This is a genomic window from Pseudomonas sp. FP1762 (genome assembly GCF_030687105.1).
GTDB classification, from domain to species: Bacteria; Pseudomonadota; Gammaproteobacteria; order Pseudomonadales; family Pseudomonadaceae; genus Aquipseudomonas; species Aquipseudomonas siliginis.
In genome coordinates this window covers 1,246,171-1,271,698 of record NZ_CP117458.1, presented here as the reverse complement: position 1 = coordinate 1,271,698, position 25,528 = coordinate 1,246,171, and the positions used below count along the sequence as shown (strand labels likewise).

Below are 25,528 nucleotides of genomic sequence, written 5' to 3'. Positions count from 1 at the left end.
GTCGTGTTCGCGCATCAGCTCAGCCCTCCCAGCCAGCCATCCAGACTTCTGAAGGCATCATTGAAGGTGCGATCGAGCTGCAACGGCGTGATGGACACATAGCCCTGCATCACGGCATGAAAATCGGTGCCCGGGCCGCCGTCTTCAGCGTCGCCGGCAGCGGCGATCCAGTAACCGGCCTTGCCGCGCGGATCGACCACTTTCATCGGCGCCGCCGCGCGGGCGCGATGGCCGAGGCGGGTCAACTGAATGCCACGGATGTGATCGATGGGCAGATTGGGAATGTTCACGTTGAGCACCGTGCGCGGCGGCAGATCCAGCCCGGCGTGGGCCTCGACCACTTTGCGCGCAAAGTAGGCCGCAGTCGGCAGATTGTCCACCTGACGCGAGACCAGGGAGAAGGCAAACGATGGGCGCTCGAGAAATCGTCCTTCCAGCGCTGCCGCCACGGTTCCGGAATACAGCACGTCGTCACCAAGATTGGCGCCCAGATTAATGCCGGATACCACCATGTCCGCTTCGCGCTCAAGCAAGCCGTTAAGGCCCAGGTGAATGCAATCGGTCGGTGTGCCGTTGAGGCTGATAAAGCCGTTGGCCAGGTATTGCGGGTGCAGCGGACGGTCGAGCGTCAGCGAACTGCTGGCGCCGCTTTTGTCCTGCTCCGGGGCGATAACCACGCATTCGGTGTAATCCGCCAGCGCAGCATAAAGCGCGGCGAGACCGGGCGCGGTTACCCCATCGTCGTTAGAAATCAGAATACGCATGGGCTGTCCGTCTGCCCCACCGGCACCAGATCAACGAGCTCGCGCACCAATACGGTGGCAAAGCATCCGGCCGGGAGGACGAATTCCAGTTGCAGAATGTCAGGTTGGGGATAATGCCACGTCAACCCGCCAATGGGCAGCCGCAGGATGCGACGTTCATGGCTCATGCCGGCGTGGATCAACCAGTCACGCAGATCCGCTTCGCGGGCGGCGATCGCCTGCTCCAGTTCATGGACTGCGCCAGCGGTGGGCGAGTCACCTTCGCCCCACTGCGGACCGGTCGGGTGCAGGTCGAGAATCGCCAGACGCGGGTCGCTGCATTCGGCTTCACCGGCCGGGAAAAAACTGCGGCTGTCGGTGAAGGCCAGCAGATCGCCAACCAGCGCGGTGTTCCAGGTGCCATCGGCGACGCGCGCCGCGAGCACCTGGTTGAACAGAAAGCTACGCGCCGTCGACAGCAACCGCGAACGCACATTGCGCTGTTCCGGCAAAGCCTTGCGCGCCGCCCACGCCCGGGCATCGACAACGTTGCCGCCGTCATGGCCGAAGCGCTGGGCGCCGAAATAATTGGGGATGCCTTGTTTGGCGATCAGTTGCAGCCGCTGTTCAATCGCATCTTTGTCGCCATTGAATTGCGTCAGGCGCAGGGTGAAACCGTTGGCCGAATGCGCACCGCGTTGCAGCTTGCGCTTGTGGCGCGTGGTCTTGAGGATCTTCAGCGTGTCGTTTTCCGCGGCCGACAGATCCGGATCGGCCTTGCCCGGCAACTGCACGCTGAACCACTGTCGGGTCAGGGCCTGACGGTCCTTCAGCCCGGCATAGCTGACGGTACGCAACGGCACGCCGGCTGCCTTGGCAATACGCCGCGCCGCTTCTTCGGTATTGAGGCCGCGCTTTTCCACCCAGATCCACAGGTGTTCGCCGTCACCGCTGAACGGAATATCCAGCACTTCATCGACCTGGAAATCTTCGGCGATGGCTTTCAGTACCGCTGTGCCGAGGGGTTCGCCATAGGCCCGTGAGCCGAGTAATTGCAGTTCATTCATGCGCGCAGCAACAAGGCAACGGAGTGCACGGCGATGCCTTCTTCGCGACCGACAAAGCCAAGCTTTTCGGTGGTGGTAGCTTTGACGTTCACTTGATCCAACTCAACTTGAAGATCCGCCGCGATCAGCGCGCGCATCGATTCGATATGCGGCGCCATTTTTGGCGCCTGGGCAACGATGGTGTTGTCGACGTTGCCGACTTTCCAGCCCTTGGCGTGGATCAGACTGACCACATGACGCAACAGCACACGGCTGTCGGCGCCCTTGAATTGCGGATCGGTGTCCGGGAAGTGTTTGCCGATATCACCCAGCGCCGCCGCGCCGAGCAAGGCATCGCTCAAGGCGTGCAGCAGGACGTCACCGTCGGAATGAGCGAGCAGCCCGAAGCTGTGTGCAATCTGCACGCCGCCCAGAGTAATGAAATCGCCTTCAGCGAAACGGTGCACATCGTAGCCGTGGCCAATACGCATAAAAAAACGCCCCGATTTTTGTCAGGGCGTGATTCTACCTGCATTAACCGCGCAGAGCGCGTGCGTGATGCTGCAAGTGGTCGTCAATGAAGCTTGAGATGAAGAAATAGCTGTGGTCGTAGCCCGGTTGCAGGCGCAGCTCCAGCGGATGCCCCGCTTGTTTTGCGGCGTGTTGCAGGGCCTCGGGTTTCAATTGCGTGGCGAGGAAATCGTCACGATCACCTTGATCGACCAGCAACGGCAACTTCTCCGTCGCCTCCGCGATCAGCACACAGGCGTCCCACTCCTTCCACTTCGAACGGTCTTCGCCCAAATAGTTGGAAAAGGCCTTCTGACCCCACGGGCAATCGATTGGATGGGTAATCGGCGAGAACGCCGACACTGACTGAAAACGCCCGGGATTGCGCAGCGCGCAGACCAATGCGCCGTGGCCGCCCATGGAGTGACCGCTGATACTGCGTTTGTCGGAAGCGGGGAAATGCGCTTCGACCAGAGCAGGCAGTTCCTGCACGACATAGTCATGCATCTGATAGTGCCGCGCCCACGGTTCCTGCGTGGCGTTCAGATAAAACCCGGCGCCGAGACCGAAATCCCAAGCTTTGTCGGCATCATCCGGGACATCCGCGCCACGCGGACTGGTATCCGGGGCGACGATGATCAACCCGAGCTCGGCAGCCATGCGCATCGCACCGGCCTTCTGCATGAAGTTCTCATCGGTGCAGGTCAGGCCTGACAACCAGTACAACACCGGCAGCTTGCCGCCCTGCTCCGCTTGTGGCGGCAGGTACACGGCAAAGACCATGTCGCAATCAAGCACTTCGGAGCGATGGCGATAACGCTTGTGCCAGCCACCAAAACTCTTCTGACAGGAAATGTTTTCCAGATTCATAGCACTTCAGCCGCAAGATGCGAGCTTCAAGCTGCAAGAGGCAATTGCGCCTGCTTGCAGCTTGTGGCTTGTAGCTTGCCGCTGCTCCTTAGAAATGAATGACTGTGCGGATGCTCTTGCCTTCGTGCATCAGGTCGAACGCCTTGTTGATATCTTCCAGGCCCATGGTGTGGGTGATGAAGGTATCCAGCGGGATTTCGCCGCTCTGGGCCATGTCGACGTAGCTTGGCAATTCAGTACGGCCACGCACGCCGCCGAACGCCGAACCGCGCCAGACGCGACCGGTGACTAACTGGAACGGACGGGTAGCGATTTCCTGGCCGGCACCGGCGACACCGATGATGACCGACTCGCCCCAGCCTTTGTGGCAGCACTCAAGCGCAGCGCGCATCAGTTGCACATTGCCGATGCACTCGAAGGAGAAGTCGACGCCGCCATCGGTCATGTCGACGATTACTTCCTGGATCGGACGATCAAAGTCTTTCGGATTCACGCAATCGGTGGCACCGAGTTGTTTGGCGATTTCGAACTTGGCTGGATTGATGTCGATGGCGATGATCCGCGCAGCCTTGGCTTTCACCGCGCCGATCACGGCCGACAAGCCGATACCGCCGAGACCGAAGATGGCCACGGTGTCACCCGGCTTGACCTTGGCGGTGTTGAGCACGGCGCCGATACCGGTGGTGACGCCGCAACCGAGCAGGCAGACCTTTTCCAGCGGCGCGTCTTTGGAGATCTTCGCTACGGAAATTTCCGGCAGTACGGTGTACTCCGAAAACGTCGAAGTGCCCATGTAGTGGAAAATCGTTTCGCCCTTGTAGGAAAAGCGCGAAGTGCCATCCGGCATCAGGCCCTTGCCTTGGGTGGCGCGAATCGCCTGGCAGAGGTTGGTCTTGCCCGACTTGCAGAATTTGCACTGGCCGCATTCCGGGGTGTACAGCGGAATGACGTGATCGCCGACGGCGACCGAAGTCACGCCTTCGCCGATCGCTTCAACGATGGCGCCACCTTCATGGCCGAGGATCGACGGGAAGATGCCTTCCGGGTCTGCGCCGGACAAGGTGTAGGCATCGGTGTGGCAAACCCCGGAAGCGACGACGCGCAGCAATACTTCACCGGCCTTGGGCATGGCGACATCGACTTCTACGATTTCCAGCGGCTTCTTGGCCTCGAAGGCAACGGCGGCGCGCGACTTGATCATGCTGACTCTCCAGTGAACCCAATAAATAAAAAAGCAGACAGACAGTGTAGTTCAGCGCTTCCTGAGGAATAATCCGGACCAAAGCAAAACATTATTGCCATACAGGGATAATCCAAGTGTCGGAAAACCGCTGGGAAGGCATCGATGAGTTCGTTGCCGTCGCCGAATGCAATCAATTCACCGCCGCTGCCGAGCGTCTTGGGGTTTCTTCCTCACACATCAGTCGACAAATCGTACGGCTCGAAGAGCGTCTGCAGACGCGACTGCTCTACCGCAGCACCCGGCGAGTTACGTTGACCGAAGCCGGGCAGACTTTTCTGCAGCATTGCCAGCGCCTGCAGGACGGTCGCGAAGAAGCCTTGCGCGCGGTAGGTGATCTGACCAGCGAACCGAAAGGCATGCTGCGCATGACCTGCGCGGTGGCCTACGGCGAACGTTTTATCGTGCCGCTGGTGACTCGCTTCATGGGGCTGTACCCGCAGTTGCGCATCGATATAGAGCTGAGCAATCGCCAACTGGATCTGGTGCATGAAGGGCTGGACCTGGCGATCCGTCTGGGTCGGTTACAGGATTCGCGCTTGGTCGCGACACGCCTTGCGCCACGAAGAATGTACCTATGCGCGTCGCCTTCCTACCTGGAACGGTATGGGCGCCCACACAGTTTGTCGGAGTTGAGTCGACACAATTGCCTGATCGGCAGTTCGGATATATGGCAACTGGAACAGAACGGCCGGGAATTTTCCCAGCGAGTCCAGGGCAACTGGCGTTGCAACAGTGGGCAGGCAGTGCTGGACGCGGCGCTTCAGGGTGTCGGGTTGTGTCAGTTGCCGGACTATTACGTGCTCGAGCATCTGCACAGCGGCGCGCTGATTTCCTTGCTGGAGGCGCATCAGCCGCCGAATACGGCGGTGTGGGCGCTGTATCCGCAGCAGCGGCATCTGTCGCCGAAGGTGCGCAAGTTGGTGGATTATTTGAAGGTGGGACTGGCTGAAAGGCCGGAGTACAAACTTTGAGTTATTGGTCGCCTGTGCGACCGCTTTCGCGAGCAGGCTCGCTCCCACAATTGACCGAGCTCGACAGCTGAATGCATTCCCTCTGCGGGAGCGAGCCTGCTCGCGAAGGTAATGCCACAGCGACCACAAATCTCAGCGGCGATTCGCCCAACGCTGGCGCAACCACTCCAGATCTTCCGGCCGGGTCACCTTGAGGTTATCCGCCCGCCCTTCGATCAGACGCGGTGCCAGACCGGCCCATTCCATCGCAGAAGCTTCATCGGTAATCACGGCATCCGCAACCAGGCTGTCGGCCAACGCCCGATGCAACGCGCCGAGGCGAAACATCTGCGGCGTATACGCCTGCCAGATCACACTGCGGTCCACCGTTTCAACCACACGACCGTTTTTATCAATGCGTTTGAGCGTGTCGCGAGCGGGCACCGCCAACAGACCACCGACCGGGTCATCCGCCAGTTCGGCAAGCAACTTGTCGAGATCATCGCGACTCAGATTTGGCCGGGCCGCATCGTGCACCAGCACCCAATCGTCATCGTCGGCACCTTGCGCATGCAGATGCAGCAAGGCATTGAGCACCGAAGCAGAACGCTCCGCCCCGCCGTCGACCCGCTGAATGCGTGGATCGTTGACGCATGCCAGATTCGGCCAATAGGGATCGTCAACAGCAAGACTGACCACAAGGCCCTTGAGGCTCGGGTGATCGAGGAAACAGCCGAGGCTGTGTTCGAGAATTGTGCGCCCGCCCAGTTGCAGATATTGCTTGGGACGGTCCGCGGCCATTCGGGCACCGACGCCCGCGGCAGGAATCACGGCCCAGAAGGCCGACAGGGAATCGATCATTGGGCCAACTGGTAAAGGGTTTCGCCGTCCTTGACCATGCCCAGTTCGTGACGAGCCCGCTCTTCAACGGTCTCCATGCCTTTTTTCAATTCGCTGACTTCCGCGTCCATCACCCGGTTGCGCTCCAACAGGCCTTCGTTCTCGGCATGTTGTTCGGCGATCTGCTGTTTCAGCTCGGCGACCTGCGCCAGACTGCCATTGCCCACCCACAGGCGGTACTGCAGACCGGCCAGCAGCAAGAGCAAAACAAGAAACAACCAGTAAGGACTGCGCATCGAATATCAGGTATCCAGTGAAAAAAGACAGCCACGCATAATGTTGCAGCATCTGATAGCACGAAGCCTGGAAAGATCCAGGCTTGTGCTTAAGGCATCAGATTAGTGGCAAATCCATCGCTGTCACGACTTTTCCGACACAATCCGGTGTCCTTTGATCAGGTTGCGCTTAACCGCGGAACTCGGCACGGCCGTTGTACTGGGCCTTGCCGTTCAACTGCTCTTCGATACGCAGCAGTTGGTTGTACTTGGAAACGCGGTCGGAGCGGCACAGCGAACCGGTCTTGATCTGGCCAGCCGAGGTGCCCACAGCCAGGTCGGCAATGGTCGAATCTTCGGTTTCGCCGGAGCGGTGCGAGATCACTGCGGTGTAGCCGGCAGCCTTGGCCATCTGGATGGCTTCCAGGGTTTCGGTCAGGGTGCCGATCTGGTTGAACTTGATCAGGATCGAGTTGGCGATCTTTTTATCGATGCCTTCTTTGAGGATCTTGGTATTGGTCACGAACAGGTCGTCGCCTACCAGTTGGGTCTTCTCGCCGATCTTGTCGGTGAGGATTTTCCAGCCGGCCCAGTCGGACTCGTCCAGACCGTCTTCGATGGAGATGATCGGGTAACGCTCGGTCAGACCTTTGAGGTAGTCGGCGAAACCTTCAGCAGTGAACACCTGGCCTTCGCCGGACAGGTTGTACTTGCCGTCTTCGTAGAACTCGCTCGCGGCGCAGTCCAGCGCCAGGGTCACGTCGGTGCCCAGCTTGTAACCGGCGTTGGCCACGGCTTCGGAGATCACTTTCAGCGCGTCTTCGTTGGAAGCCAGGTTCGGTGCGAAACCGCCTTCGTCACCAACGGCGGTGCTCAGGCCACGGGCCTTCAGCACAGCTTTCAAGTGATGGAAAATCTCGGTGCCCATGCGCAGACCTTCCGAGAACGACTTGGCGCCGACCGGCTGCACCATGAATTCCTGGATGTCGACGTTGTTATCGGCGTGCTCGCCACCGTTGATGATGTTCATCATCGGTACCGGCATCGAGTACACACCCGGGGTGCCGTTGAGGTTGGCGATGTGTGCGTACAGCGGCAGATCCTGATCCTGCGCAGCTGCCTTGGCCGCAGCCAGGGACACGGCGAGGATGGCGTTGGCGCCCAGGGTCGCTTTGTTTTCGGTACCGTCGAGCTTGATCATCGCTTGGTCGAGGGCTTTCTGGTCGCTCGGGTCGGTGCCCAGCAGCAGATCGCGGATCGGACCGTTGATGTTGGCTACCGCCTTGAGCACGCCCTTGCCCAGGTAACGGCTCTTGTCGCCATCACGCAGCTCGAGCGCTTCACGCGAGCCAGTGGATGCACCGGACGGCGCGCAGGCGCTGCCGATGATGCCGTTGTCGAGAAGCACGTCCGCTTCCACGGTGGGATTGCCACGGGAGTCGAGAACTTCACGACCTTTGATGTCGACGATTTTTGCCATTGTTGTAAACACTCCAAAGTTGACGAAAACGACGCAGCTAGAGGAAATCTTTATCGTCGGCAAGCGAAGTACAGCGGGCAGACTTGCAGACGACAACGCTCACGCCCGAGGGCATGAGCGACAAATCGTGCGGTACTTTACCGGAGAATCGAGCGTTACGCGGTTTCTACCGTCGGAAAACTCTTCACCAGTTCGTCCAGAGCCTTGAGCTGGGCCAGGAATGGCTCCAGTTTGTCCAGACGCAAGGCGCAAGGGCCGTCGCATTTGGCGTTGTCCGGATCCGGATGCGCTTCGAGGAACAGACCCGCCAGCGACTGGCTCATGCCGGCCTTGGCCAGATCGGTGACCTGCGCACGGCGACCGCCGGCGGAGTCGGAACGACCGCCAGGCATTTGCAACGAGTGGGTCACGTCGAAGAACACCGGGTATTCGAACTGCTTCATGATGCCGAAGCCGAGCATGTCGACCACGAGATTGTTGTAGCCGAAGCTCGAACCACGCTCGCAGAGGATCAACTGATCGTTACCGGCTTCCACGCACTTGTTCAGGATGTGTTTCATTTCCTGAGGCGCGAGGAACTGGGCTTTCTTGATGTTGATCACGGCATTGGTCTTGGCCATCGCGACAACCAGATCGGTCTGGCGCGACAGGAAGGCCGGCAGCTGAATGATGTCGCAGACTTCAGCGACGACCGCAGCCTGATCCGGCTCGTGGACGTCGGTGATGATCGGCACGCCGAAGGCTTGCTTGATGTCCTGGAAGATGCGCATGCCCTCTTCCAGGCCAGGACCGCGATACGAAGTCACAGAAGACCGGTTGGCCTTGTCGAAGCTGGCCTTGAACACGTAAGGGATACCGAGTTTTTCGGTGACCTTCACGTACTCTTCGCAAACCTGCATGGCCATGTCACGGCTTTCCAGCACGTTCATGCCGCCGAACAGCACCATGGGTTTGTCGTTGGCAATCTCGATGTCGCCGACGCGGATGATCTTCTGTGCCATCGGGTTACGCCTTCTTCTGGTGTTGAGCCAACGCGGCTTTGACGAAACCGCTGAACAGCGGATGGCCGTCGCGTGGCGTCGAGGTGAACTCAGGGTGGAACTGGCAGGCGACGAACCATGGATGATCCGGCGCTTCAACCACTTCGACCAGCGCAGCATCGGCGGAGCGACCGGAAATCTTCAGGCCGGCTTCGATGATCTGCGGCAGCAGGTTGTTGTTCACTTCGTAACGGTGACGGTGACGCTCGACAATCACGTCCTTGCCGTAGCAATCGTGCACTTTGGAGCCCGGCTCGAGCAGGCACTCCTGCGCGCCGAGGCGCATGGTGCCGCCCAGATCGGACGCTTCGGTACGCACTTCGACAGCGCCGGTGGCGTCTTCCCACTCGGTGATCAGACCGACCACCGGATGGCCGCTGGCCCGATCGAACTCGGTGGAGTTGGCGTCTTTCCAGCCCAGTACGTTACGGGCGAATTCGATGACCGCCACTTGCATGCCGAGGCAGATGCCAAGGTACGGAACCTTGTTTTCGCGAGCGTACTGAACAGCGGTGATCTTGCCTTCCACGCCACGCAGACCGAAGCCGCCCGGCACCAGAATCGCATCAACACCTTCGAGCAGCGCAGTGCCCTGGTTCTCGATGTCTTCGGAATCGATGTAGCGCAGGTTGACCTTGGTGCGGTTGCTGATGCCGGCATGACTCATCGCTTCGATCAGCGACTTGTACGCGTCGAGCAGTTCCATGTACTTGCCGACCATGGCGATGGTCACTTCGTGTTCCGGGTTCAGCTTGGCATCGACCACTGCGTCCCACTCGGACAGATCGGCGCTGCCGCACTGCAGACCGAAACGCTCGACGACGAAATCGTCCAGGCCCTGCGAGTGCAGGATGCCCGGGATCTTGTAGATGGTATCGGCGTCTTCCAGCGCGATTACCGCACGCTCTTCAACGTTGGTGAACTGCGCGATCTTGCGACGCGAGGACACATCGATCGGGTGATCGGAGCGGCACACCAGCACGTCTGGCTGCAGACCGATCGAGCGCAGTTCCTTGACGGAGTGCTGGGTCGGTTTGGTCTTGGTTTCGCCAGCGGTGGCGATGTACGGCACCAGCGTCAGGTGCATCAGCATCGCGCGCTTGGCGCCGACTTCAAAACGCAACTGGCGGATGGCTTCGAGGAATGGTTGCGACTCGATGTCACCGACGGTGCCACCGATTTCAACCATCGCCACGTCAGCGTCACCGGCACCTTTGATGATGCGACGCTTGATTTCGTCGGTGATGTGCGGGATCACCTGGATGGTTGCACCCAGGTAGTCGCCACGGCGCTCTTTGCGCAGCACGTGCTCGTAGACACGGCCGGTGGTGAAGTTGTTGTTCTGGGTCATGGTCGTGCGGATGAACCGCTCGTAGTGCCCCAGATCCAGATCGGTCTCAGCGCCGTCGTGGGTGACGAATACTTCACCGTGCTGGAACGGACTCATGGTGCCTGGATCGACGTTGATGTACGGATCCAGCTTCAGCATGGTGACCTTAAGCCCCCGCGCCTCCAGGATAGCCGCCAATGAAGCCGAGGCAATGCCTTTCCCCAATGAAGAAACAACACCGCCCGTGACGAATATGTAGCGCGTCATGAAAAACCCTAGAAGTCTGCGTTAAAGCGGAACGAGCCGCCGGGGAAAGCGAAGGAAGGCCGAAGCCCCCGATCACCTGCATTAATCACAGTGCACCTTTCGAAAAAACCGCCGCGTTGTGACAGACCGGCAGATGAAACACCGGTACGTTGCTCGCTACACATTTTTTGGAATCGCCCAGCAAAGACTGCTTGGTAATCGGCAACTCCTGCAATTCAGGCGAATCCACAGAAGTTGTATCAAGAAGGGAGCGTAGTCTACCGGAATGCTCCTTTCAGCTCAAACCTTGATCTTCGTCTGTTGGCTGCCAGTGCAATGTCCAGCCTTCGTCCATCTGACCAGCAAGACCCGGCAGGTTCGCCACGGCGAGCAATTCTTCGCCACGAAACAGCAGCGGCAATCTGCCACGCACGAAGGCCGGGACCGCGCGCTCGTTGAGCAGACGCTTGAGATCACGACTGCCGCGCTCGGCCAGTTGCATGACCTCACCGCCTTGCCGATAGGCAATACGCAAAGGCCCGGATGGAGCTTGCCCGTGGAGCATGACGCGTCCGTTATCCGGCAAGCGTAGCGCTGAAGTCGGGGTCTGCCAGTCGGCGCCGATCACTGGCGCGCCCAACCAATTGCCGCTCAGCCACCAGACGCGAAGGCCGCTGCGGTGCAGCTCTCCGTCGGCCAGACGCCAGATCGGAGAAGCGTCGGCGCCGGCATTGCACAGTGTTGTCCAACCCGACCAATGGTCAGCATCCGGCAGCCGGGTCAACGGTTCGAGCCAGTGGCTGAGGACATTTCGCTGGCGCGCGTCAGACAACTCCGTCAATGGTGTCAGCTCCAGCGATGGCACACCCAGCCAAGCGAATTCATTGGGCGTTTCGGCTTGTGCGAGATCAATCTGCGCCAGCTCATCGAGCAAGCCCTGCGCCTCACGCAGATGCGCAGCGGTGCGCGCCATGCTGGCCTGCGCTTGCGGCCAGCGCTCGGTGAGGACCGGCATGACTTGATGGCGCAGATAGTTGCGCGAAAACTGCCGGTCCTGGTTCGACGGGTCTTCGATCCAGCGCAACTGATGCGCCTGTGCATAACCTTCCAGCTCAGCACGGCTGACATCCAGCAACGGTCGAACCAGCGTGCCCTGCCCCACTGGACGCTGCTGCGGCATCGCCCCGAGCCCGCGTACACCGGCACCGCGCAACAGCCGAAACAGCAGCGTTTCCGCTTGGTCATCGCGGTGCTGGCCAGTCAGCAACACGTCATTGCTCTGCGTCAGCGAACTGAACGCGGCATAACGCGCATCCCGCGCCGCCCGCTCCAGGCTCGCCCCGCCCTTTACGGTCACCCGCTTCACTTGCAACGGCACGCCCAGCGCATTACAGACGGCCTGGCAATGTTGCGGCCATGCATCGGCCGCAGCCTGAAGGCCGTGGTGGATATGAATGGCGCTGAGCGCAGGGAGGGATTCGGTGTTCGCCAGAGTGGCGAGCAGATGCAGGAGGACGGTGGAATCGAGGCCACCGGAGAAGGCGATGCGCCAGTGAGCGGCGTGGCGCCAAGGCTCAAGGTTCAGCAATAGCCGGGATGGCAAATCAATTGAGGACTGGCCCATATCTGCACCTTTGCCTAACCCTCTGTGGGAGCGAGCCTGCTCGCGAAAGCGATTTAACATTCAACAATTTAGTCGACTGTCATACCGGCTTCGCGAGCTGGCTCGCTCCCACAGGGATAGTACGCGTCTGATTAGAGACCGTAGCTCATCAGGCGATCGTAACGGCGCTTGAGCAGCGCTTCGTTATCGAACTGCTTGAGCATCGCCAGTTGCGAGCTCAGTTCGGCGCGGATCGAAGCGGCGGCAGCAGCCGGATCACGGTGGGCGCCGCCCAGTGGCTCGCTGATCACTTTGTCGACGATACCCAGGCCTTTCAAACGCTCAGCGGTGATGCCCATTGCTTCAGCGGCATCCGGTGCTTTCTCGGCGGTCTTCCACAGGATCGATGCGCAACCTTCCGGCGAGATCACCGCGTAGGTCGAATATTGCAGCATGTTCAATTGATCGCAGACGCCGATGGCCAGTGCGCCGCCGGAACCACCTTCACCAATTACAGTGGCGATGATCGGAGTCTTCAGACGCGCCATCACCCGCAGGTTCCAGGCAATCGCTTCGCTCTGGTTGCGCTCTTCAGCGTCGATGCCAGGGTAGGCACCCGGGGTGTCGATGAAAGTCAGGATAGGCATCTTGAAGCGCTCGGCCATCTCCATCAGACGGCAGGCCTTGCGGTAGCCTTCCGGACGCGGCATACCGAAGTTGCGGCGAACTTTCTCACGCACTTCACGGCCCTTCTGGTGGCCGATGATCATCACCGGCTGGTCTTCCAGACGGGCGATACCGCCAACGATGGCAGCGTCGTCGGAGAAGTGACGGTCGCCGTGCAGTTCGTCGAACTCGGTGAAGATGTGCTCGATGTAATCGAGGGTGTAAGGGCGTTTCGGGTGACGCGCCAGGCGTGCGATCTGCCAGCTGGTCAGCTTGCCGAAGATGTCTTCGGTCAGCGTCTTGCTCTTGTCCTGCAGGCGGGAGATCTCATCGCCGATATTCAGCGAATTGTCATTACCGACCAAGCGCAACTCTTCGATCTTGGCTTGCAGGTCGGCGATCGGCTGTTCGAAATCTAGAAAATTCGGGTTCATAGGCGTCCGTCTTGGGTCGTGTCCCAAGTGAGCTTGGGCCGGCCGGTTGTCTATTCGCGCCCTACCTTAAGGGAGAGGCGCGCTGAGGTCGAGATTAAAAATTCAGGTTGCGGGCAAGCGCCATGATGGCACTTGCCGGTCAACGGTATTGGAGGAAGACGTTGTCTCGCCCGAACTGGTCACGCAGGGCTTGAATCAAGGCATCCGCCGGGTCGATCCGCCAGGTCTCGCCGAACTGCAGCAAGGTCTTCGCATCCGGGCTGGTGTACTCCATGGTCACCGGGCACGCGCCGCGATGACGCTTGAGCAGTTCGCCCAACCAGCGTAGCTGATCGCCTTTCAGATCCTGGGTGTGCAGCTTCAGGCGCAGGCTCTCGGCCAGATTGGTGCGCGCATCTTCCATGCTCATCACGCGCTTGACCCGCAGGCGCAGGCCGCCGGAGAAGTCGTCATTGCTGACCTCGCCTTCGACCACCACCATCGCGTCGGTCTGCAGCAGCGACTGCGCCGAATGGAACGCATCGGCAAACAGCGACGCTTCGATCCGTCCGGAGCGGTCGTCGAGGGTGATGAAGCCCATCTTGTCGCCCTTCTTGTTCTTCATCACCCGCAGGGCAATGATCATCCCCGCCACCGTCTGCGTATCGCGCGCCGGTTTCAGGTCGATGATGCGCTGACGGGCGAAGCGGCGGATTTCGCCTTCGTATTCGTCGATCGGGTGACCGGTCAGGTACAGGCCCAGGGTGTCTTTTTCACCCTTGAGGCGTTCCTTGAGGGTCAGTTCCTTGGCTTTGCGATGAGACGCGTAAACGTCAGCGTCTTCTTCGACGAACAAGCCGCCAAACAGGTCGGCGTGGCCACTGTCGTGGGTCCGCGCAGTCTGCTCGGCCGCCTTGATCGCCTCTTCCATCGCCGCCAGCAGTACCGCGCGGTTACGGTCGATGTTGGCTTGATAGGCCTTTTGTTCGTCGTGGAAATACGGGCCGAGGCGATCCAGCGCGCCGCTGCGAATCAAGCCATCAAGAGTTCGTTTGTTGATGCGCTTGAGGTCGACCCGCGCGCAGAAATCGAACAGATCCTTGAACGGACCGGCCTGACGCGCTTCGGTGATCGCTTCCACCGGGCCTTCACCGACGCCTTTGATCGCGCCGAGGCCGTAAACGATGCGGCCGTCGTCGTTCACCGTGAACTTGAACTCCGAAGTGTTCACGTCCGGCGCGTCGAGGCGCAGCTTCATCGTCCGCACTTCCTCGATCAAGGTCACGACCTTGTCGGTGTTGTGCATATCCGCCGAAAGTACCGCGGCCATGAACGGCGCCGGGTAGTGAGCTTTCAGCCAAGCGGTCTGGTACGACACCAGGCCGTAAGCGGCGGAGTGGGATTTGTTGAAGCCGTAACCGGCGAATTTCTCCACCAGGTCGAAAATGTTACCGGCAAGATCCGCGTCGATCCCGTTGGTCGCGCAGCCCTCGATGAAGCCGCCGCGCTGCTTGGCCATTTCTTCGGGCTTTTTCTTACCCATCGCCCGACGCAGCATGTCCGCACCGCCGAGGGTGTAACCGGCCATGACCTGGGCAATCTGCATCACCTGTTCCTGATACAGGATGATGCCGTAAGTCGGCGCCAGTACCGGCTTGAGGCCGTCGTACTGGTAGTCCGAGTGCGGATAGGCCAGTTCGGCGCGACCGTGCTTACGGTTGATGAAGTCGTCCACCATGCCCGATTGCAGCGGACCGGGGCGGAACAGTGCAACGAGTGCGATCAAGTCTTCCAGGCAGTCGGGCTTGAGCTTTTTGATCAGCTCTTTCATGCCCCGGGATTCAAGCTGGAACACCGCCGTGGTTTCGGCTTTTTGCAGCAACTGATAGGTCGGCTTGTCGTCGAGCGGGATAAAGGCGATATCCAGCGGCGGCTCGTTGACCTTGGCGCGGTCGCGGTTGATGGTTTTCAGCGCCCAGTCGATGATCGTCAGGGTACGCAGGCCGAGGAAGTCGAACTTCACCAGACCGGCGGCCTCAACGTCGTCCTTGTCGAACTGGGTCACCAGACCGTCACCGGCCTCGTCGCAATAGATCGGCGAGAAGTCGGTGAGTTTGGTCGGCGCGATCACCACACCACCGGCGTGCTTGCCGACGTTACGCACCACGCCCTCAAGCTTGCGCGCCATCTCCCAGATTTCCGCTGCTTCTTCATCGACCTTGATGAAGTCGCGCAGGATTTCTTCCTGTTCGTAGGCTTTTTCCAGGGTCATGCCGACTTCGAACGGAATCATCTTCGACAGACGATCCGCCAGGCCATAGGACTTGCCCTGCACCCGCGCCACGTCACGGACCACAGCCTTGGCGGCCATGGAACCAAAGGTGATGATCTGGCTCACCGCGTTGCGGCCGTATTTCTCGGCCACGTAATCGATCACCCGGTCACGACCGTCCATGCAGAAGTCGACGTCGAAGTCGGGCATGGAGACCCGTTCCGGGTTGAGGAAACGTTCGAACAGCAGGTCATATTCCAGCGGGTCGAGGTCGGTGATCTTCTGTACGTAAGCCACCAGCGAACCGGCACCCGACCCACGGCCCGGACCTACCGGCACGCCGTTGTTCTTGGCCCACTGGATAAAGTCCATCACGATCAGGAAGTAACCGGGGAAGCCCATCTGGATGATGATATCCAGCTCGAAATTCAAGCGGTCGACGTAGACCTGACGCTTGGCTTCGTAGTCTTCAGTAGTGTCTTTGGGCAGCAGCACAGCCAAGCGTTCTTCGAGACCTTCGAAGGAGACCTTGCGGAAATATTCGTCGATGGTCATGCCATCGGGAATCGGGAAGTTGGGCAGGAAGTGTGTGCCCAGCTTCACTTCGATGTTGCAGCGCTTGGCGATCTCGACGGTGTTTTCGATGGCGTCGGGAATATCGCTGAACAGCTCGAGCATTTCCTCGGCGCTTTTCAGGTATTGCTGATCGCTGTAATTCTTCGAACGACGCGGGTCATCGAGGGCGCGGCCCTCACCGATGCACACACGAGTTTCGTGGGCGGCGAAGTCTTCCTGCTTGATGAAACGCACATCGTTGGTCGCCACCAGCGGTGCGCCAAGCTTGTCGGCCAGTGCCACGGCGCCGTGCAGCTGTTCTTCATCGTTGGGGCGGTTGGTGCGCTGGATTTCCAGATAGAAGCGATCCGGGAACACCGCCATCCACTCGCGCGCCAGCGCTTCGGCTTCCGCCGGATTGCCGCCGATCATGGCCATGCCGATCTCGCCTTCTTTGGCGGCGGACAGCATGATCAAACCTTCGTTGGCCTCGGCCACCCACTCGCGCTCGACGATGACCATGCCGTTGCGCTGGCCTTCGATGAAGCCACGCGAGATCAATTCGGTGAGATTGCGATAACCCTGAGCGTTCATCACCAGCAGGCTGAGGCGGCTCAGCGGTGCATCCGGGTCCTTGTTCGCCAGCCACAGGTCGGCGCCGCAGATCGGCTTGATGCCGGCGCCCATGGCGTTTTTATAGAACTTGACCAGGGAACACATGTTGTTCTGGTCGGTGACCGCGACCGCCGGCATGTTCATGGCGGTCAGCGCCTTGACCAGCGGCTTGATCCGCACCAGCCCGTCGACCAGGGAGTATTCAGTGTGCAGGCGTAGATGAACGAATGAAGCCGGCATAGTGATCCTGTCCAGTTACATAGAGACAACGAGGCCCGGATTGTACCGGGCCTCGAATAAAACATCAGCCTTGCGCCTAAACCTGCGTCAGGCTTTCCCGCGCCTCGTAAGCCAGGCGTACCGGGGCGAAAGAGCGGCGGTGAATCGGCGTCGGGCCGAGCCGCGCCAGTGCTTCCAGATGAACGGGCGTCGGGTAGCCTTTATGGCCGCCGATGCCGTAGCCCGGGTAGATCAATTCGAATGCCGCCATTTCGCGGTCACGACTGACCTTGGCCAGAATCGACGCCGCCGCGATCGCCGGCACCTTGCCGTCGCCCTGAATCACCGCCTCGGCACGCATCGGCAGATGCGGACAGCGGTTACCGTCGATCATCGCCAGTTTCGGCTGAATGTGCAGACCGGCAACCGCGCGCTGCATGGCCAGCATGGTCGCGTGGAGGATATTCAGATCGTCGATTTCTTCGACTTCGGCGCGAGCGATGCACCAGCTCAGCGCCTTTTCGCAGATCTCGTCATAGAGCTTTTCGCGCTTGGCTTCGGTGAGTTTTTTCGAATCGTCGAGGCCGAGGATCGGCCGGTTCGGATCGAGAATCACTGCCGCCGTCACCACCGCACCGCACAACGGACCACGACCGACTTCATCAACACCAGCGACCAGTTCTTCGACTTCGGCTACCAGAGTGAAATCCAGACCCATTTGCATGCTTGTCTTGCTCATTGTGTTTTGCCGATCAGGTCAAGGACGGCTTGCGCCGCCTGATTGGAAGCATCGCGCCGCAGCGTGCGGTGGATCTCGTCGAAGCCGCGGGTCTGTTCATCACCGCCATCGATCAATGGCGACAGCGTCTGCGCCAACGCCTCGACAGTCGCATCATCCTGCAACAACTCCGGCACCAGCAAGCGCTGAGCGAGCAAGTTGGGCAGCGACACGTATGGGCTTTTGACCATACGCTTGAGAATCCAGAATGTCAGCGGCGCCAACCGATACGCCACCACCATCGGCCGCTTGTACAGCAGCGCTTCAAGGGTAGCAGTGCCGGAGGCGATCAACACGGCGTTGCACGCGGCGAGGGCCAAGTGGGATTTACCGTCGAGCAAGGTTACCGGCAAATCCCGGCCAGCAAGCAAGGCCTCGAGTTGCACCCGGCGTTCCGGGTTTGCACAAGGAATGACAAAGCGCACGCCCGGACGCATGCCGCGCAGACGTTCGGCGGTGTCGAGGAACAGCGCACCGAGGCGACTGACTTCCCCGCCACGGCTGCCCGGCATCAGCGCTACCAGCGGACCGTCGGCCAAGCCTAGTTCGGTGCGTGCAGCGGCGCGGTCGGCTTGCAGCGGAATGGTATCGGCCAAGGTGTGACCGACGAAACGCACCGGCACGCCTTTCTCTTCGTAGAATTTCGCCTCGAACGGCAACAGGGTCAGCATCAGATCGCAGCCTTCGCGGATCTTCAGCACCCGCTTCTGCCGCCACGCCCATACCGACGGGCTGACGTAATGCACGGTCTTGATCCCGGCCTGACGCAGCTTGAGTTCGATATTGAGGTTGAAATCCGGCGCATCGATGCCGATGAACACGTCCGGCTTCGCGGCGATCAGTGTGGCAATCAGCTCTTTGCGGCGTTTGAGTAACTCACGCAGCCGACCGAGGACCTCCACCAGCCCCATGACCGACAGGCGCTCCATGGGAAAGTACGAGGTCAGGCCTTCAGCCTGCATCAGCGGACCGCCGACGCCGATGAACTCGACTGTCGGGTGCTGAGTCTTGAGCGCGCGCATGAGGCCGGCGCCGAGAATGTCACCGGAAGCCTCACCCGCCACCAGCGCGATACGCAGACTGGCCATGATCAGCGGGTGATGCCGCGAGTCGACGCCTGGATCGAATCGCGGAACACGGCGACTTCAGGGAACTGCGCAGACGGCTCGGCCAGCTCGGCCAGCGCCTGCTCGACCGTCAGGCCCTGCCGATAGACCGTCTTGTAAGCACGACGCAAGGCGTGGATCGCGTCTTCGCTGAAACCGCGACGGCGCATGCCTTCGAAGTTCATGCTGCGCGCTTCGGCCGGGTTGCCGAATACGGTGACGAACGCCGGAACGTCCTTGCCGATCGCCGTGCCCATGCCGGAAAAGCTGTGGGCGCCGATGTGGCAGTACTGGTGCACCAGGGTGAAACCGGAGAGGATCGCCCAGTCGTCAACGTGTACATGCCCGGCCAACGCAGTGTTGTTGACCAGAATGCAGTGATTGCCGATGACGCTGTCATGGCCGATGTGGGCATAGGCCATGATCAGGTTGTGATCACCCAGTGTGGTTTCCGAACGGTCCTGCACGGTGCCACGGTGAATGGTCACGCCTTCGCGGATGACGTTGTGGTCGCCGATCACCAGGCGGGTTTCCTCGCCTTTGTACTTCAGATCCGGGGTGTCTTCGCCTACCGAAGAAAACTGGTAGATGCGATTGTTTTTACCAATGCGGGTCGGCCCCTTGAGGATCACGTGCGGCCCGATCACGGTACCCTCGCCGATTTCCACACCTGCGCCGATGATCGACCACGGGCCGACCTCGACGCCGTCAGCCAGAACGGCGGACGGATCGATGATTGCGCGAGGGTCAATCAAACTCATACTTTCTGTTCCGCGCAGATGATTTCTGCCGAGCAGACCGGCTTGCCGTCCACCGAAGCCTGGCATTCGAACTTCCAGATCTTGCGCTTGCAGCTGATGAAAGTCGCTTCAAGGATCAACTGATCGCCCGGCTTGACTGGCTGGCGGAAGCGCAGCTTGTCGGAACCGACGAAGTAATACAGGGTGCCGTCGGCCGGTTTGACGTCGAGCATCTTGAAACCGAGGATCCCGGCAGCCTGAGCCATCGCTTCGATGATCAGCACGCCCGGCATGATTGGATGCGCAGGGAAGTGACCATTGAAGAACGGTTCATTGATGCTGACATTCTTGTAGGCGCGAATTCGCTTGCCTTCAGTGTCCAGTTCCACCACCCGGTCCACCAGCAGGAACGGGTAACGGTGAGGCAGATATTCGCGAATCTCGTTGATGTCCATCATTTCAGGGGAAAGCCTATGTAAAGATTGGGAGCGCGACTGACGCGCACTCCTCTAGCAAATCAAGGAGGCAGTCCAGAGGCTGTGCACACTTGATATGGAAATGGTATCAGCCATCAGATGAAGCATTACCGTCAGGGGTCACTTCCCCAACGCGCTTTTCCAGCTGTTTCAACCGTCGCGCGATGTCATCGAGCTGACGGATTCGGGCCGCGCTTTTGCGCCATTCGGCCGCCGGTTGCATGGCTGTGCCGGAAGAATAGGCGCCCGGCTCGGTAATCGAGTGAGTCACCATGGTCATCCCGGTCAGGAAAACGTTGTCGCAAATATCAATGTGGCCGACCAGACCAACACCGCCGGCGAGCATGCAGTGCTTGCCGATCTTGGTGCTGCCGGAAATGCCAACGCATGCAGCCATGGCGGTGTGATCACCGACCTGGACGTTGTGCGCGATCTGAATCTGGTTGTCGAGCTTCACACCGTTGCCGATCACAGTATCGGCCAGAGCGCCGCGGTCGATGGCGGTGTTCACGCCAATCTCGACATCGTCGCCGATGGTCACGCCACCGATCTGGGCGATTTTCTGCCAGACACCTTTTTCGTTGGCGAAGCCGAAGCCCTCACCGCCGATCACTGCGCCGGACTGAATAACCACACGCTTGCCGATGCGCACATCGTGATAGAGCGTGACGCGCGGAGCCAGCCAGCCGCCTTCACCGATTTCGCTGCGCGCGCCGACTACGCAATGCGCGCCCAGCGTGACCTGTGCAGCGATGCGTGCACCGGCTTCGATCACCACGAACGGACCGATGCTGGCACTTGGATCAACCACTGCGTCCGCCGCGATCACCGCTGTCGGATGAATCCCGCCAGCCGCTTTTGGCTTTGGATCGAACAGATGCGAGATGCGTGCATAGGCCAGGTAAGGGTCCGGCACCACCAGGGCATTACCGGCAAAACCCTCAGCGTCGGCCTCCTTGAGCAGCAGTGCAGCTGCCTGAGAACCGGCCAGGTATTTGCGGTATTGGGGATTTGCCAGAAAGCTCAACTGAGCTGGGCCAGCCTCTTGCAAAGTGGCTAGCCCAGTAATTTGCGTCTCGGGGTCGCCACGCAGGGTGGCGCCGAGGTGCTCGGCCAACTGGCCGAGCCTGATAGTCACGGTCATGGGTTACTTCAGCTGATTCATGCGCTCGATAACCTGGCGCGTGATGTCGTACTGAGGTTTGACATCGATGACTGCGCCACGCTCGAACACCAGGTCAAAACCACCTTTCTTGATGACTTCTTCCACGGCACTGTCCAGTTTCGGCTTCAGTTGCTTGAGCATTTCACGGTCGGCAACGGCTTTGGCTTCATTCAGTTCCTTGGACTGGAACTGGAAGTCACGAGCCTTTTGCTTGAATTCCAGCTCCAGACGCTCACGCTCGCCCTGCTGCATTTTGTCGCCACCGGCCATCAGACGGTCCTGAATGCCTTTGGCGCTGCTTTCCAGGGTTTTCAGCTTGGTCAGTTGCGGACCGAACTTCTTCTCTGCATCCACCGCGTACTTCTTCGCCGCGTCGGATTCCAGCAGAGCCATCTGATAGTTCAGCACGGCAATTTTCATGTCGGCGAACGCCGGGCCTGCCACCAGTACGGAGGCCAGGAGAACCAATTGAGTCAACTTACGCACGATGCACTCCTACAAAATCCATTGTCGTTATCTTGGGTCAGACGCTTAGAACGTCTGGCCGAGGGAGAATTGGAACACTTGAGTTTCAGCGTCATCCGGTTTCTTGATCGGCATCGCCAGGGCGAAGCTCAACGGCCCCAGTGCGGTGACCCAGGTCACGCCGACACCGACGGAACTGGCCATGTTGCTCAGGCTGATGTCGTTGCACTTGGTGTTGGACGACGAACCATTGGCGTTCGTAGTGTCCTTGCACTGCGAGTCAAACACGTTACCGACATCCCAGAAGACCGAAGTACGCAGGGAACGCTGATCCTTGACGAATGGCAGCGGGAACAGAACTTCTACACCGCCCTGGATCAGGACGTTACCACCGAACGGCAGTGGATCCTGGTCCGGGTCTGCAATAGTGCCCGGGTTGTTACCACGGCTCGGCGTACTGCGCGGGCCGAGGGTGCTGTCCTTGAAGCCACGAACCGAGTTGAAACCACCGGCATAGTAGTTTTCATAGAACGGCAGACCATCGGTCGAACCGTAACCATCGCCATAACCGAGTTCGGAGTGCAGGCGCAGTGTGTAGTTTTCGGTGATCGGCTGGAACAGCTGACCACGGTAGTCAAGTTTGAAGAACGACAGGTCGCTGCCCGGAATGGTGGTTTCCAGGGTCAGGCTCTGGGAACGACCACGGGTCGGCAACACGCCTTTGTTCAGGGTCGACTCGGACCAACCGGCCGAGGCCTTGAAGTTCAGGTAGTTGTCGCCTTCCTTCTCGACGAAATCGAAAATCTCGTCAACGGTATAGCGACCGGTGTTGATCTTGTCCTGCTGGGCAGACAGACCGAACGTCAGACGCGAAGTCTCACTGATCGGGTAGCCGACGTTTACGCCCGCACCGAGACTGTCTACCGCATAGCTGGAAATATCGGCATCGAGTTCATCGTAGTCGGTGGTGCGATAGAACGCGTTGTAACCCAGGCTTACGCCATCAGCGGTCCAGTAGGGGTCAACGTAGCCGAAGTTGTAGCGGCTCTGGTATTCGCTGCGGGTCAGGCCGATGCTGACGCGGTTACCGGTACCGAGGAAGTTGTTCTGGGTGATCGAACCACCGAGGATCAAACCGGCGCTCTGCGCGAAACCGACGCTGGCGGTGATCGAACCGGAAGCCTGTTCTTCAACGGCGTAGTTCACATCGACCTGGTCGTCGACACCTGGCACGGCCGGGGTTTCAACGTTGACTTCCTTGAAGAAGCCCAGGCGCTCCAGACGGGTCTTGGACTGGTCAATCAGGTAGGTCGAAGCCCAGCCACCTTCCATCTGACGCATTTCACGACGCAGCACTTCGTCCTCGGACTTGGTGTTGCCACGGAAATTGATGCGGTTGACGTAGGCACGCTTGCCCGGATCGACAGCGAAGAGGATGTCCACAGTGTGGTCATCATCGTGCGGCTGAGGCACGCCGTTGACGTTGGCGAAGGTGTAGCCCTCGTTACCCAGACGACGGGTGATCAGCTCGGAGGTGGTGGTCATCAGCTTGCGCGAGAACACCTGGCCCTTCTGCACGAGCAACAGCGACTTGATCTGGTCTTCAGGGACTTTCAGGTCACCGCTTAGCTTGACGTCACGAACGGTGTACTTCTCGCCTTCGGTGACGTTGACAGTAATGTAGACGTGCTTCTTGTCCGGGGTAATCGATACCTGGGTCGAAGCGATGTCCATGTTGATATAGCCGCGGTCCAGATAGTAGGAACGCAGACGCTCCAGGTCACCGGAAAGTTTTTCACGGGCATATTTGTCATCGTTCTTGAAGAACGACAGCCAGTTGGTGGTTTTCAGTTCGAACAGGTCGGTCAGGTCTTCCTCAGGGAAAACCGTATTGCCTACCACGTTGATGTGCTGAATGGCGGCAACGGTACCTTCGTTGATCTTCACCTTCAGACCCACGCGGTTACGCGGCTGCGAAACCACTTCGGTGTCAACGGTTGCCGAGTAGCGACCCTGGGCGACGTACTGACGTTGCAGTTCGTTACGCACACCCTCGAGGGTGGCGCGCTGGAAGATTTCGCCTTCGGCCAGACCGGATTGCTTGAGGCCTTTCATCAGGTCTTCAGTGGAAATCGCCTTGTTGCCTTCGATTTCGATACTGGCGACCGATGGACGCTCGACCACGGTGATGACCAGAACGTTGCCTTCGCGGCCCAGCTGGATATCTTGAAAGAAACCGGTTTTGAACAACGCACGAGTGGATTCCACCAGGCGACGATCATCCGCCTGCTCGCCGACGTTCAACGGCAAGGCACCAAAGACGCTACCCGCGGAGACCCGCTGGAGGCCATTGACGCGAATATCAGAGATAGTGAAGGACTCGGCGTGAACTTCGGCGATCATCAATACGGTGAGAACCGCAGTTAGCAGCAGACGTTTCATGAAGTCCTTTCTTATTCCAACTGGCAATAAACAAACTGCCGCAAAATGCGGCAGATTCGCAATTCAGCGAAGCGCTACAGTCGACCCAGATCGTTGACCAGAGCAAGCAACATCACCCCGACCACCAAACTGATACCGATCTGTATCCCCCAACCTTGCACCCGATCCGACAAGGGGCGACCACGCACCCACTCGATCAGATAAAACAACAAATGCCCCCCATCCAGTACAGGAATGGGCAGCAAATTCAGAACGCCCAGGCTAATACTCAGATAAGCAAGGAAATTCAGGAAATCAGCGACGCCCGACTGGGCAGAAGCGCCCGCCACTTTAGCAATGGTTATCGGTCCACTCAAGTTTTTTACCGAGAGCTCGCCGAACAGCATTTTCTTCAGTGAATCCAGCGTCAGAATGCTCATGGTCCAAGTGCGACGGGCACCCTCGCCAATCGCGGCCAGCGGGCCATAGCTGACTTCGCGGATCATTTCCGGTGGCCAGTCGATGGCTTTGACGCCAGCGCCCAGATAACCGCTTGGCGATTTGCTTTCACCGCGCGCCGCCAGGGTCACAGGGACGTCGATTTGAGCATTGTCGCGCTCGATGCGCAGCATGATTTTGGTATCAGGACGCGTACGAACGGTATCGACCACTTGCTGCCAGTCATCGAGCGGCTGGCCATCAAGCGCCAGCAAGCGATCGCCGGTTTTCAGCCCGGCGGCCTGGGCCGGACCTTTCGGGTCCAGCTCGGCAAGCACCGGCGGCAAGGCCGGACGCCAAGGACGAATGCCCAGCGAGCGGATCGGATCCGGCTCGTCGGCACCTTTTAGCCAGTTATCCAGTGCCAGCGTGCGCGGTGATTCTGCCGTCGAACCCTGCTCGCGCACCAGCAATTGAATCGCACCGCTTTCACCGAGACGACGCACCAGTTGCAAATTGACCGCAGCCCAACCGGACGTTGGCTCGCCATCGATCGAGACGATCTCCTGACCCGCGTTCAGACCCGCCTTGGCGGCAATGCTGCCAGACTCGACCGCGCCGATGACCGGACGCACCTGCTCGCTGCCGAGCATCGCCAGCACCCAGAAAAACACCAGCGCCAGCAGGAAGTTGGCAATCGGGCCGGCAGCAACAATAGCGATACGCTGACGTACCGATTTGCGATTGAACGACTGATCAAGTTGATCAACCGGCACTTCGCCTTCGCGCTCGTCGAGCATCTTGACGTAGCCGCCCAGCGGAATCGCGGCGACCACGAACTCAGTGCCTTGCTTGTCATGCCAGCGCAGCAGCGGCATGCCGAAGCCCACGGAAAAACGCAGAACCTTGACGCCACAGCGACGCGCGACCCAGAAGTGGCCGAATTCGTGGAAGGTGACCAGCACACCCAAGGCGATCAGGGTGCCGGCAATCATATAGAGCGCGCTCATCTACTTTCTCCGC

At 59.6% G+C, this 25,528-nt stretch carries 22 protein-coding genes; 1 reads left to right on the top strand and 21 read right to left on the bottom strand.

The genetic code is table 11. The annotated features are described in order from the left end of the window. Positions 1-14 precede the first annotated feature (14 nt). The 5 genes from surE to PSH90_RS05405 all read right to left on the bottom strand — a co-directional run bounded on the left by surE (position 15) and on the right by PSH90_RS05405 (position 4,370). Entirely contained in the window at positions 15-764 is a 750-nt protein-coding gene (gene surE, locus PSH90_RS05425) for a 5'/3'-nucleotidase SurE (RefSeq protein WP_305382314.1), read from the bottom strand. Further along, complete coding sequence (truD, locus tag PSH90_RS05420; protein WP_305382313.1) at positions 752-1,810, bottom strand: tRNA pseudouridine(13) synthase TruD; 1,059 nt, start codon at positions 1,808-1,810, stop codon at positions 752-754. The genes surE and truD overlap by 13 nt, the downstream gene beginning before the upstream one ends. After that, entirely contained in the window at positions 1,807-2,280 is a 474-nt protein-coding gene (gene ispF, locus PSH90_RS05415; RefSeq protein ID WP_016771456.1) for a 2-C-methyl-D-erythritol 2,4-cyclodiphosphate synthase, read from the bottom strand. Before ispF ends, truD begins: the two co-directional genes overlap by 4 nt. 43 nt (positions 2,281-2,323) lie before the next feature. After that, a complete protein-coding gene (fghA, locus tag PSH90_RS05410; protein WP_305382311.1) occupies positions 2,324-3,169 on the bottom strand; it encodes an S-formylglutathione hydrolase in 846 nt (281 codons plus the stop codon). An 88-nt stretch (positions 3,170-3,257) separates the two neighbouring features. After that, entirely contained in the window at positions 3,258-4,370 is a 1,113-nt protein-coding gene (locus PSH90_RS05405; RefSeq protein ID WP_007908835.1) for an S-(hydroxymethyl)glutathione dehydrogenase/class III alcohol dehydrogenase, read from the bottom strand. A gap of 116 nt (positions 4,371-4,486) precedes the next feature. On the opposite strand from PSH90_RS05405, the gene PSH90_RS05400 reads away from it, so the two are divergent. Continuing rightward, positions 4,487-5,383 carry a LysR substrate-binding domain-containing protein gene (locus PSH90_RS05400; protein ID WP_056783227.1) on the top strand — a complete coding sequence of 299 codons (897 nt, stop codon included), beginning with the start codon at positions 4,487-4,489 and terminating at the stop codon, positions 5,381-5,383. 132 nt (positions 5,384-5,515) lie between these two features. On the opposite strand, the gene ispD is transcribed toward PSH90_RS05400, so the two are convergent. The 16 genes from ispD to rseP form a co-directional block, all read right to left on the bottom strand. Beyond that, positions 5,516-6,223, bottom strand: a complete 708-nt coding sequence (gene ispD / locus PSH90_RS05395) for a 2-C-methyl-D-erythritol 4-phosphate cytidylyltransferase (RefSeq protein ID WP_305382309.1) — start codon at positions 6,221-6,223, stop codon at positions 5,516-5,518. After that, positions 6,220-6,498, bottom strand: coding sequence for a cell division protein FtsB (ftsB, locus tag PSH90_RS05390; protein WP_016771460.1), 279 nt, complete (start codon positions 6,496-6,498; stop codon positions 6,220-6,222). The genes ispD and ftsB overlap by 4 nt, the downstream gene beginning before the upstream one ends. Positions 6,499-6,667: 169 nt before the next feature. After that, the gene (gene eno / locus PSH90_RS05385) at positions 6,668-7,957 is read right to left on the bottom strand and encodes a phosphopyruvate hydratase (protein WP_056783223.1); all 1,290 of its coding nucleotides are present in this window, start codon (positions 7,955-7,957) and stop codon (positions 6,668-6,670) included. A 155-nt stretch (positions 7,958-8,112) separates the two neighbouring features. Then, a complete protein-coding gene (gene kdsA, locus PSH90_RS05380) occupies positions 8,113-8,958 on the bottom strand; it encodes a 3-deoxy-8-phosphooctulonate synthase (RefSeq protein ID WP_007954807.1) in 846 nt (281 codons plus the stop codon). A 4-nt stretch (positions 8,959-8,962) separates the two neighbouring features. Beyond that, positions 8,963-10,594, bottom strand: a complete 1,632-nt coding sequence (locus tag PSH90_RS05375; protein WP_076566135.1) for a CTP synthase — start codon at positions 10,592-10,594, stop codon at positions 8,963-8,965. Between the two features lie 274 nt (positions 10,595-10,868). Then, entirely contained in the window at positions 10,869-12,197 is a 1,329-nt protein-coding gene (gene tilS / locus PSH90_RS05370; protein ID WP_305382308.1) for a tRNA lysidine(34) synthetase TilS, read from the bottom strand. A gap of 131 nt (positions 12,198-12,328) precedes the next feature. Next, the gene (locus PSH90_RS05365; protein WP_016771465.1) at positions 12,329-13,276 is read right to left on the bottom strand and encodes an acetyl-CoA carboxylase carboxyltransferase subunit alpha; all 948 of its coding nucleotides are present in this window, start codon (positions 13,274-13,276) and stop codon (positions 12,329-12,331) included. Between the two features lie 139 nt (positions 13,277-13,415). After that, on the bottom strand, positions 13,416-16,937 hold the full coding sequence (dnaE, locus tag PSH90_RS05360) for a DNA polymerase III subunit alpha (protein ID WP_056783220.1): 3,522 nt from the start codon (positions 16,935-16,937) through the stop codon (positions 13,416-13,418). 76 nt (positions 16,938-17,013) lie between these two features. After that, positions 17,014-17,640: a ribonuclease HII gene (gene rnhB / locus PSH90_RS05355; RefSeq protein ID WP_016771466.1), complete on the bottom strand. Its 627-nt coding sequence runs from the start codon at positions 17,638-17,640 to the stop codon at positions 17,014-17,016. Between the two features lie 11 nt (positions 17,641-17,651). Further along, on the bottom strand, positions 17,652-18,782 hold the full coding sequence (gene lpxB / locus PSH90_RS05350) for a lipid-A-disaccharide synthase (protein WP_370695114.1): 1,131 nt from the start codon (positions 18,780-18,782) through the stop codon (positions 17,652-17,654). Between the two features lie 2 nt (positions 18,783-18,784). Next, on the bottom strand, positions 18,785-19,561 hold the full coding sequence (lpxA, locus tag PSH90_RS05345; RefSeq protein WP_150636319.1) for an acyl-ACP--UDP-N-acetylglucosamine O-acyltransferase: 777 nt from the start codon (positions 19,559-19,561) through the stop codon (positions 18,785-18,787). Next, positions 19,558-19,998: a 3-hydroxyacyl-ACP dehydratase FabZ gene (gene fabZ, locus PSH90_RS05340; RefSeq protein WP_016771469.1), complete on the bottom strand. Its 441-nt coding sequence runs from the start codon at positions 19,996-19,998 to the stop codon at positions 19,558-19,560. The genes lpxA and fabZ overlap by 4 nt, the downstream gene beginning before the upstream one ends. Before the next feature lie 106 nt (positions 19,999-20,104). After that, positions 20,105-21,160 (bottom strand): UDP-3-O-(3-hydroxymyristoyl)glucosamine N-acyltransferase, encoded by a 1,056-nt coding sequence (lpxD, locus tag PSH90_RS05335; protein ID WP_056783213.1) that lies wholly within the window; start codon positions 21,158-21,160, stop codon positions 20,105-20,107. Positions 21,161-21,163: 3 nt separating this feature from the next. After that, a complete protein-coding gene (locus PSH90_RS05330; protein WP_003222140.1) occupies positions 21,164-21,667 on the bottom strand; it encodes an OmpH family outer membrane protein in 504 nt (167 codons plus the stop codon). A 45-nt stretch (positions 21,668-21,712) separates the two neighbouring features. Continuing rightward, positions 21,713-24,088 carry an outer membrane protein assembly factor BamA gene (gene bamA / locus PSH90_RS05325; protein WP_041478127.1) on the bottom strand — a complete coding sequence of 792 codons (2,376 nt, stop codon included), beginning with the start codon at positions 24,086-24,088 and terminating at the stop codon, positions 21,713-21,715. 74 nt (positions 24,089-24,162) lie between these two features. Further along, complete coding sequence (gene rseP, locus PSH90_RS05320; RefSeq protein ID WP_095180489.1) at positions 24,163-25,515, bottom strand: sigma E protease regulator RseP; 1,353 nt, start codon at positions 25,513-25,515, stop codon at positions 24,163-24,165. Between the last annotated feature and the right edge of the window lie 13 nt (positions 25,516-25,528).

Coding starts and splice junctions, on each gene's coding strand:
- kdsA (WP_007954807.1), bottom strand. CDS start 8,958: ATGGCACAGAAGATCATCCGCGTCGGCGACATCGAGATTGCCAACGAC.
- fghA (WP_305382311.1), bottom strand. CDS start 3,169: ATGAATCTGGAAAACATTTCCTGTCAGAAGAGTTTTGGTGGCTGGCAC.
- surE (WP_305382314.1), bottom strand. CDS start 764: ATGCGTATTCTGATTTCTAACGACGATGGGGTAACCGCGCCCGGTCTC.
- PSH90_RS05405 (WP_007908835.1), bottom strand. CDS start 4,370: ATGATCAAGTCGCGCGCCGCCGTTGCCTTCGAGGCCAAGAAGCCGCTG.
- PSH90_RS05375 (WP_076566135.1), bottom strand. CDS start 10,594: ATGACGCGCTACATATTCGTCACGGGCGGTGTTGTTTCTTCATTGGGG.
- rseP (WP_095180489.1), bottom strand. CDS start 25,515: ATGAGCGCGCTCTATATGATTGCCGGCACCCTGATCGCCTTGGGTGTG.
- tilS (WP_305382308.1), bottom strand. CDS start 12,197: ATGGGCCAGTCCTCAATTGATTTGCCATCCCGGCTATTGCTGAACCTT.
- fabZ (WP_016771469.1), bottom strand. CDS start 19,998: ATGATGGACATCAACGAGATTCGCGAATATCTGCCTCACCGTTACCCG.
- ispD (WP_305382309.1), bottom strand. CDS start 6,223: ATGATCGATTCCCTGTCGGCCTTCTGGGCCGTGATTCCTGCCGCGGGC.
- lpxB (WP_370695114.1), bottom strand. CDS start 18,782: ATGGCCAGTCTGCGTATCGCGCTGGTGGCGGGTGAGGCTTCCGGTGAC.
- lpxA (WP_150636319.1), bottom strand. CDS start 19,561: ATGAGTTTGATTGACCCTCGCGCAATCATCGATCCGTCCGCCGTTCTG.
- rnhB (WP_016771466.1), bottom strand. CDS start 17,640: ATGCAAATGGGTCTGGATTTCACTCTGGTAGCCGAAGTCGAAGAACTG.
- ftsB (WP_016771460.1), bottom strand. CDS start 6,498: ATGCGCAGTCCTTACTGGTTGTTTCTTGTTTTGCTCTTGCTGCTGGCC.
- lpxD (WP_056783213.1), bottom strand. CDS start 21,160: ATGACCGTGACTATCAGGCTCGGCCAGTTGGCCGAGCACCTCGGCGCC.
- eno (WP_056783223.1), bottom strand. CDS start 7,957: ATGGCAAAAATCGTCGACATCAAAGGTCGTGAAGTTCTCGACTCCCGT.
- truD (WP_305382313.1), bottom strand. CDS start 1,810: ATGAATGAACTGCAATTACTCGGCTCACGGGCCTATGGCGAACCCCTC.
- dnaE (WP_056783220.1), bottom strand. CDS start 16,937: ATGCCGGCTTCATTCGTTCATCTACGCCTGCACACTGAATACTCCCTG.
- ispF (WP_016771456.1), bottom strand. CDS start 2,280: ATGCGTATTGGCCACGGCTACGATGTGCACCGTTTCGCTGAAGGCGAT.
- bamA (WP_041478127.1), bottom strand. CDS start 24,088: ATGAAACGTCTGCTGCTAACTGCGGTTCTCACCGTATTGATGATCGCC.
- PSH90_RS05365 (WP_016771465.1), bottom strand. CDS start 13,276: ATGAACCCGAATTTTCTAGATTTCGAACAGCCGATCGCCGACCTGCAA.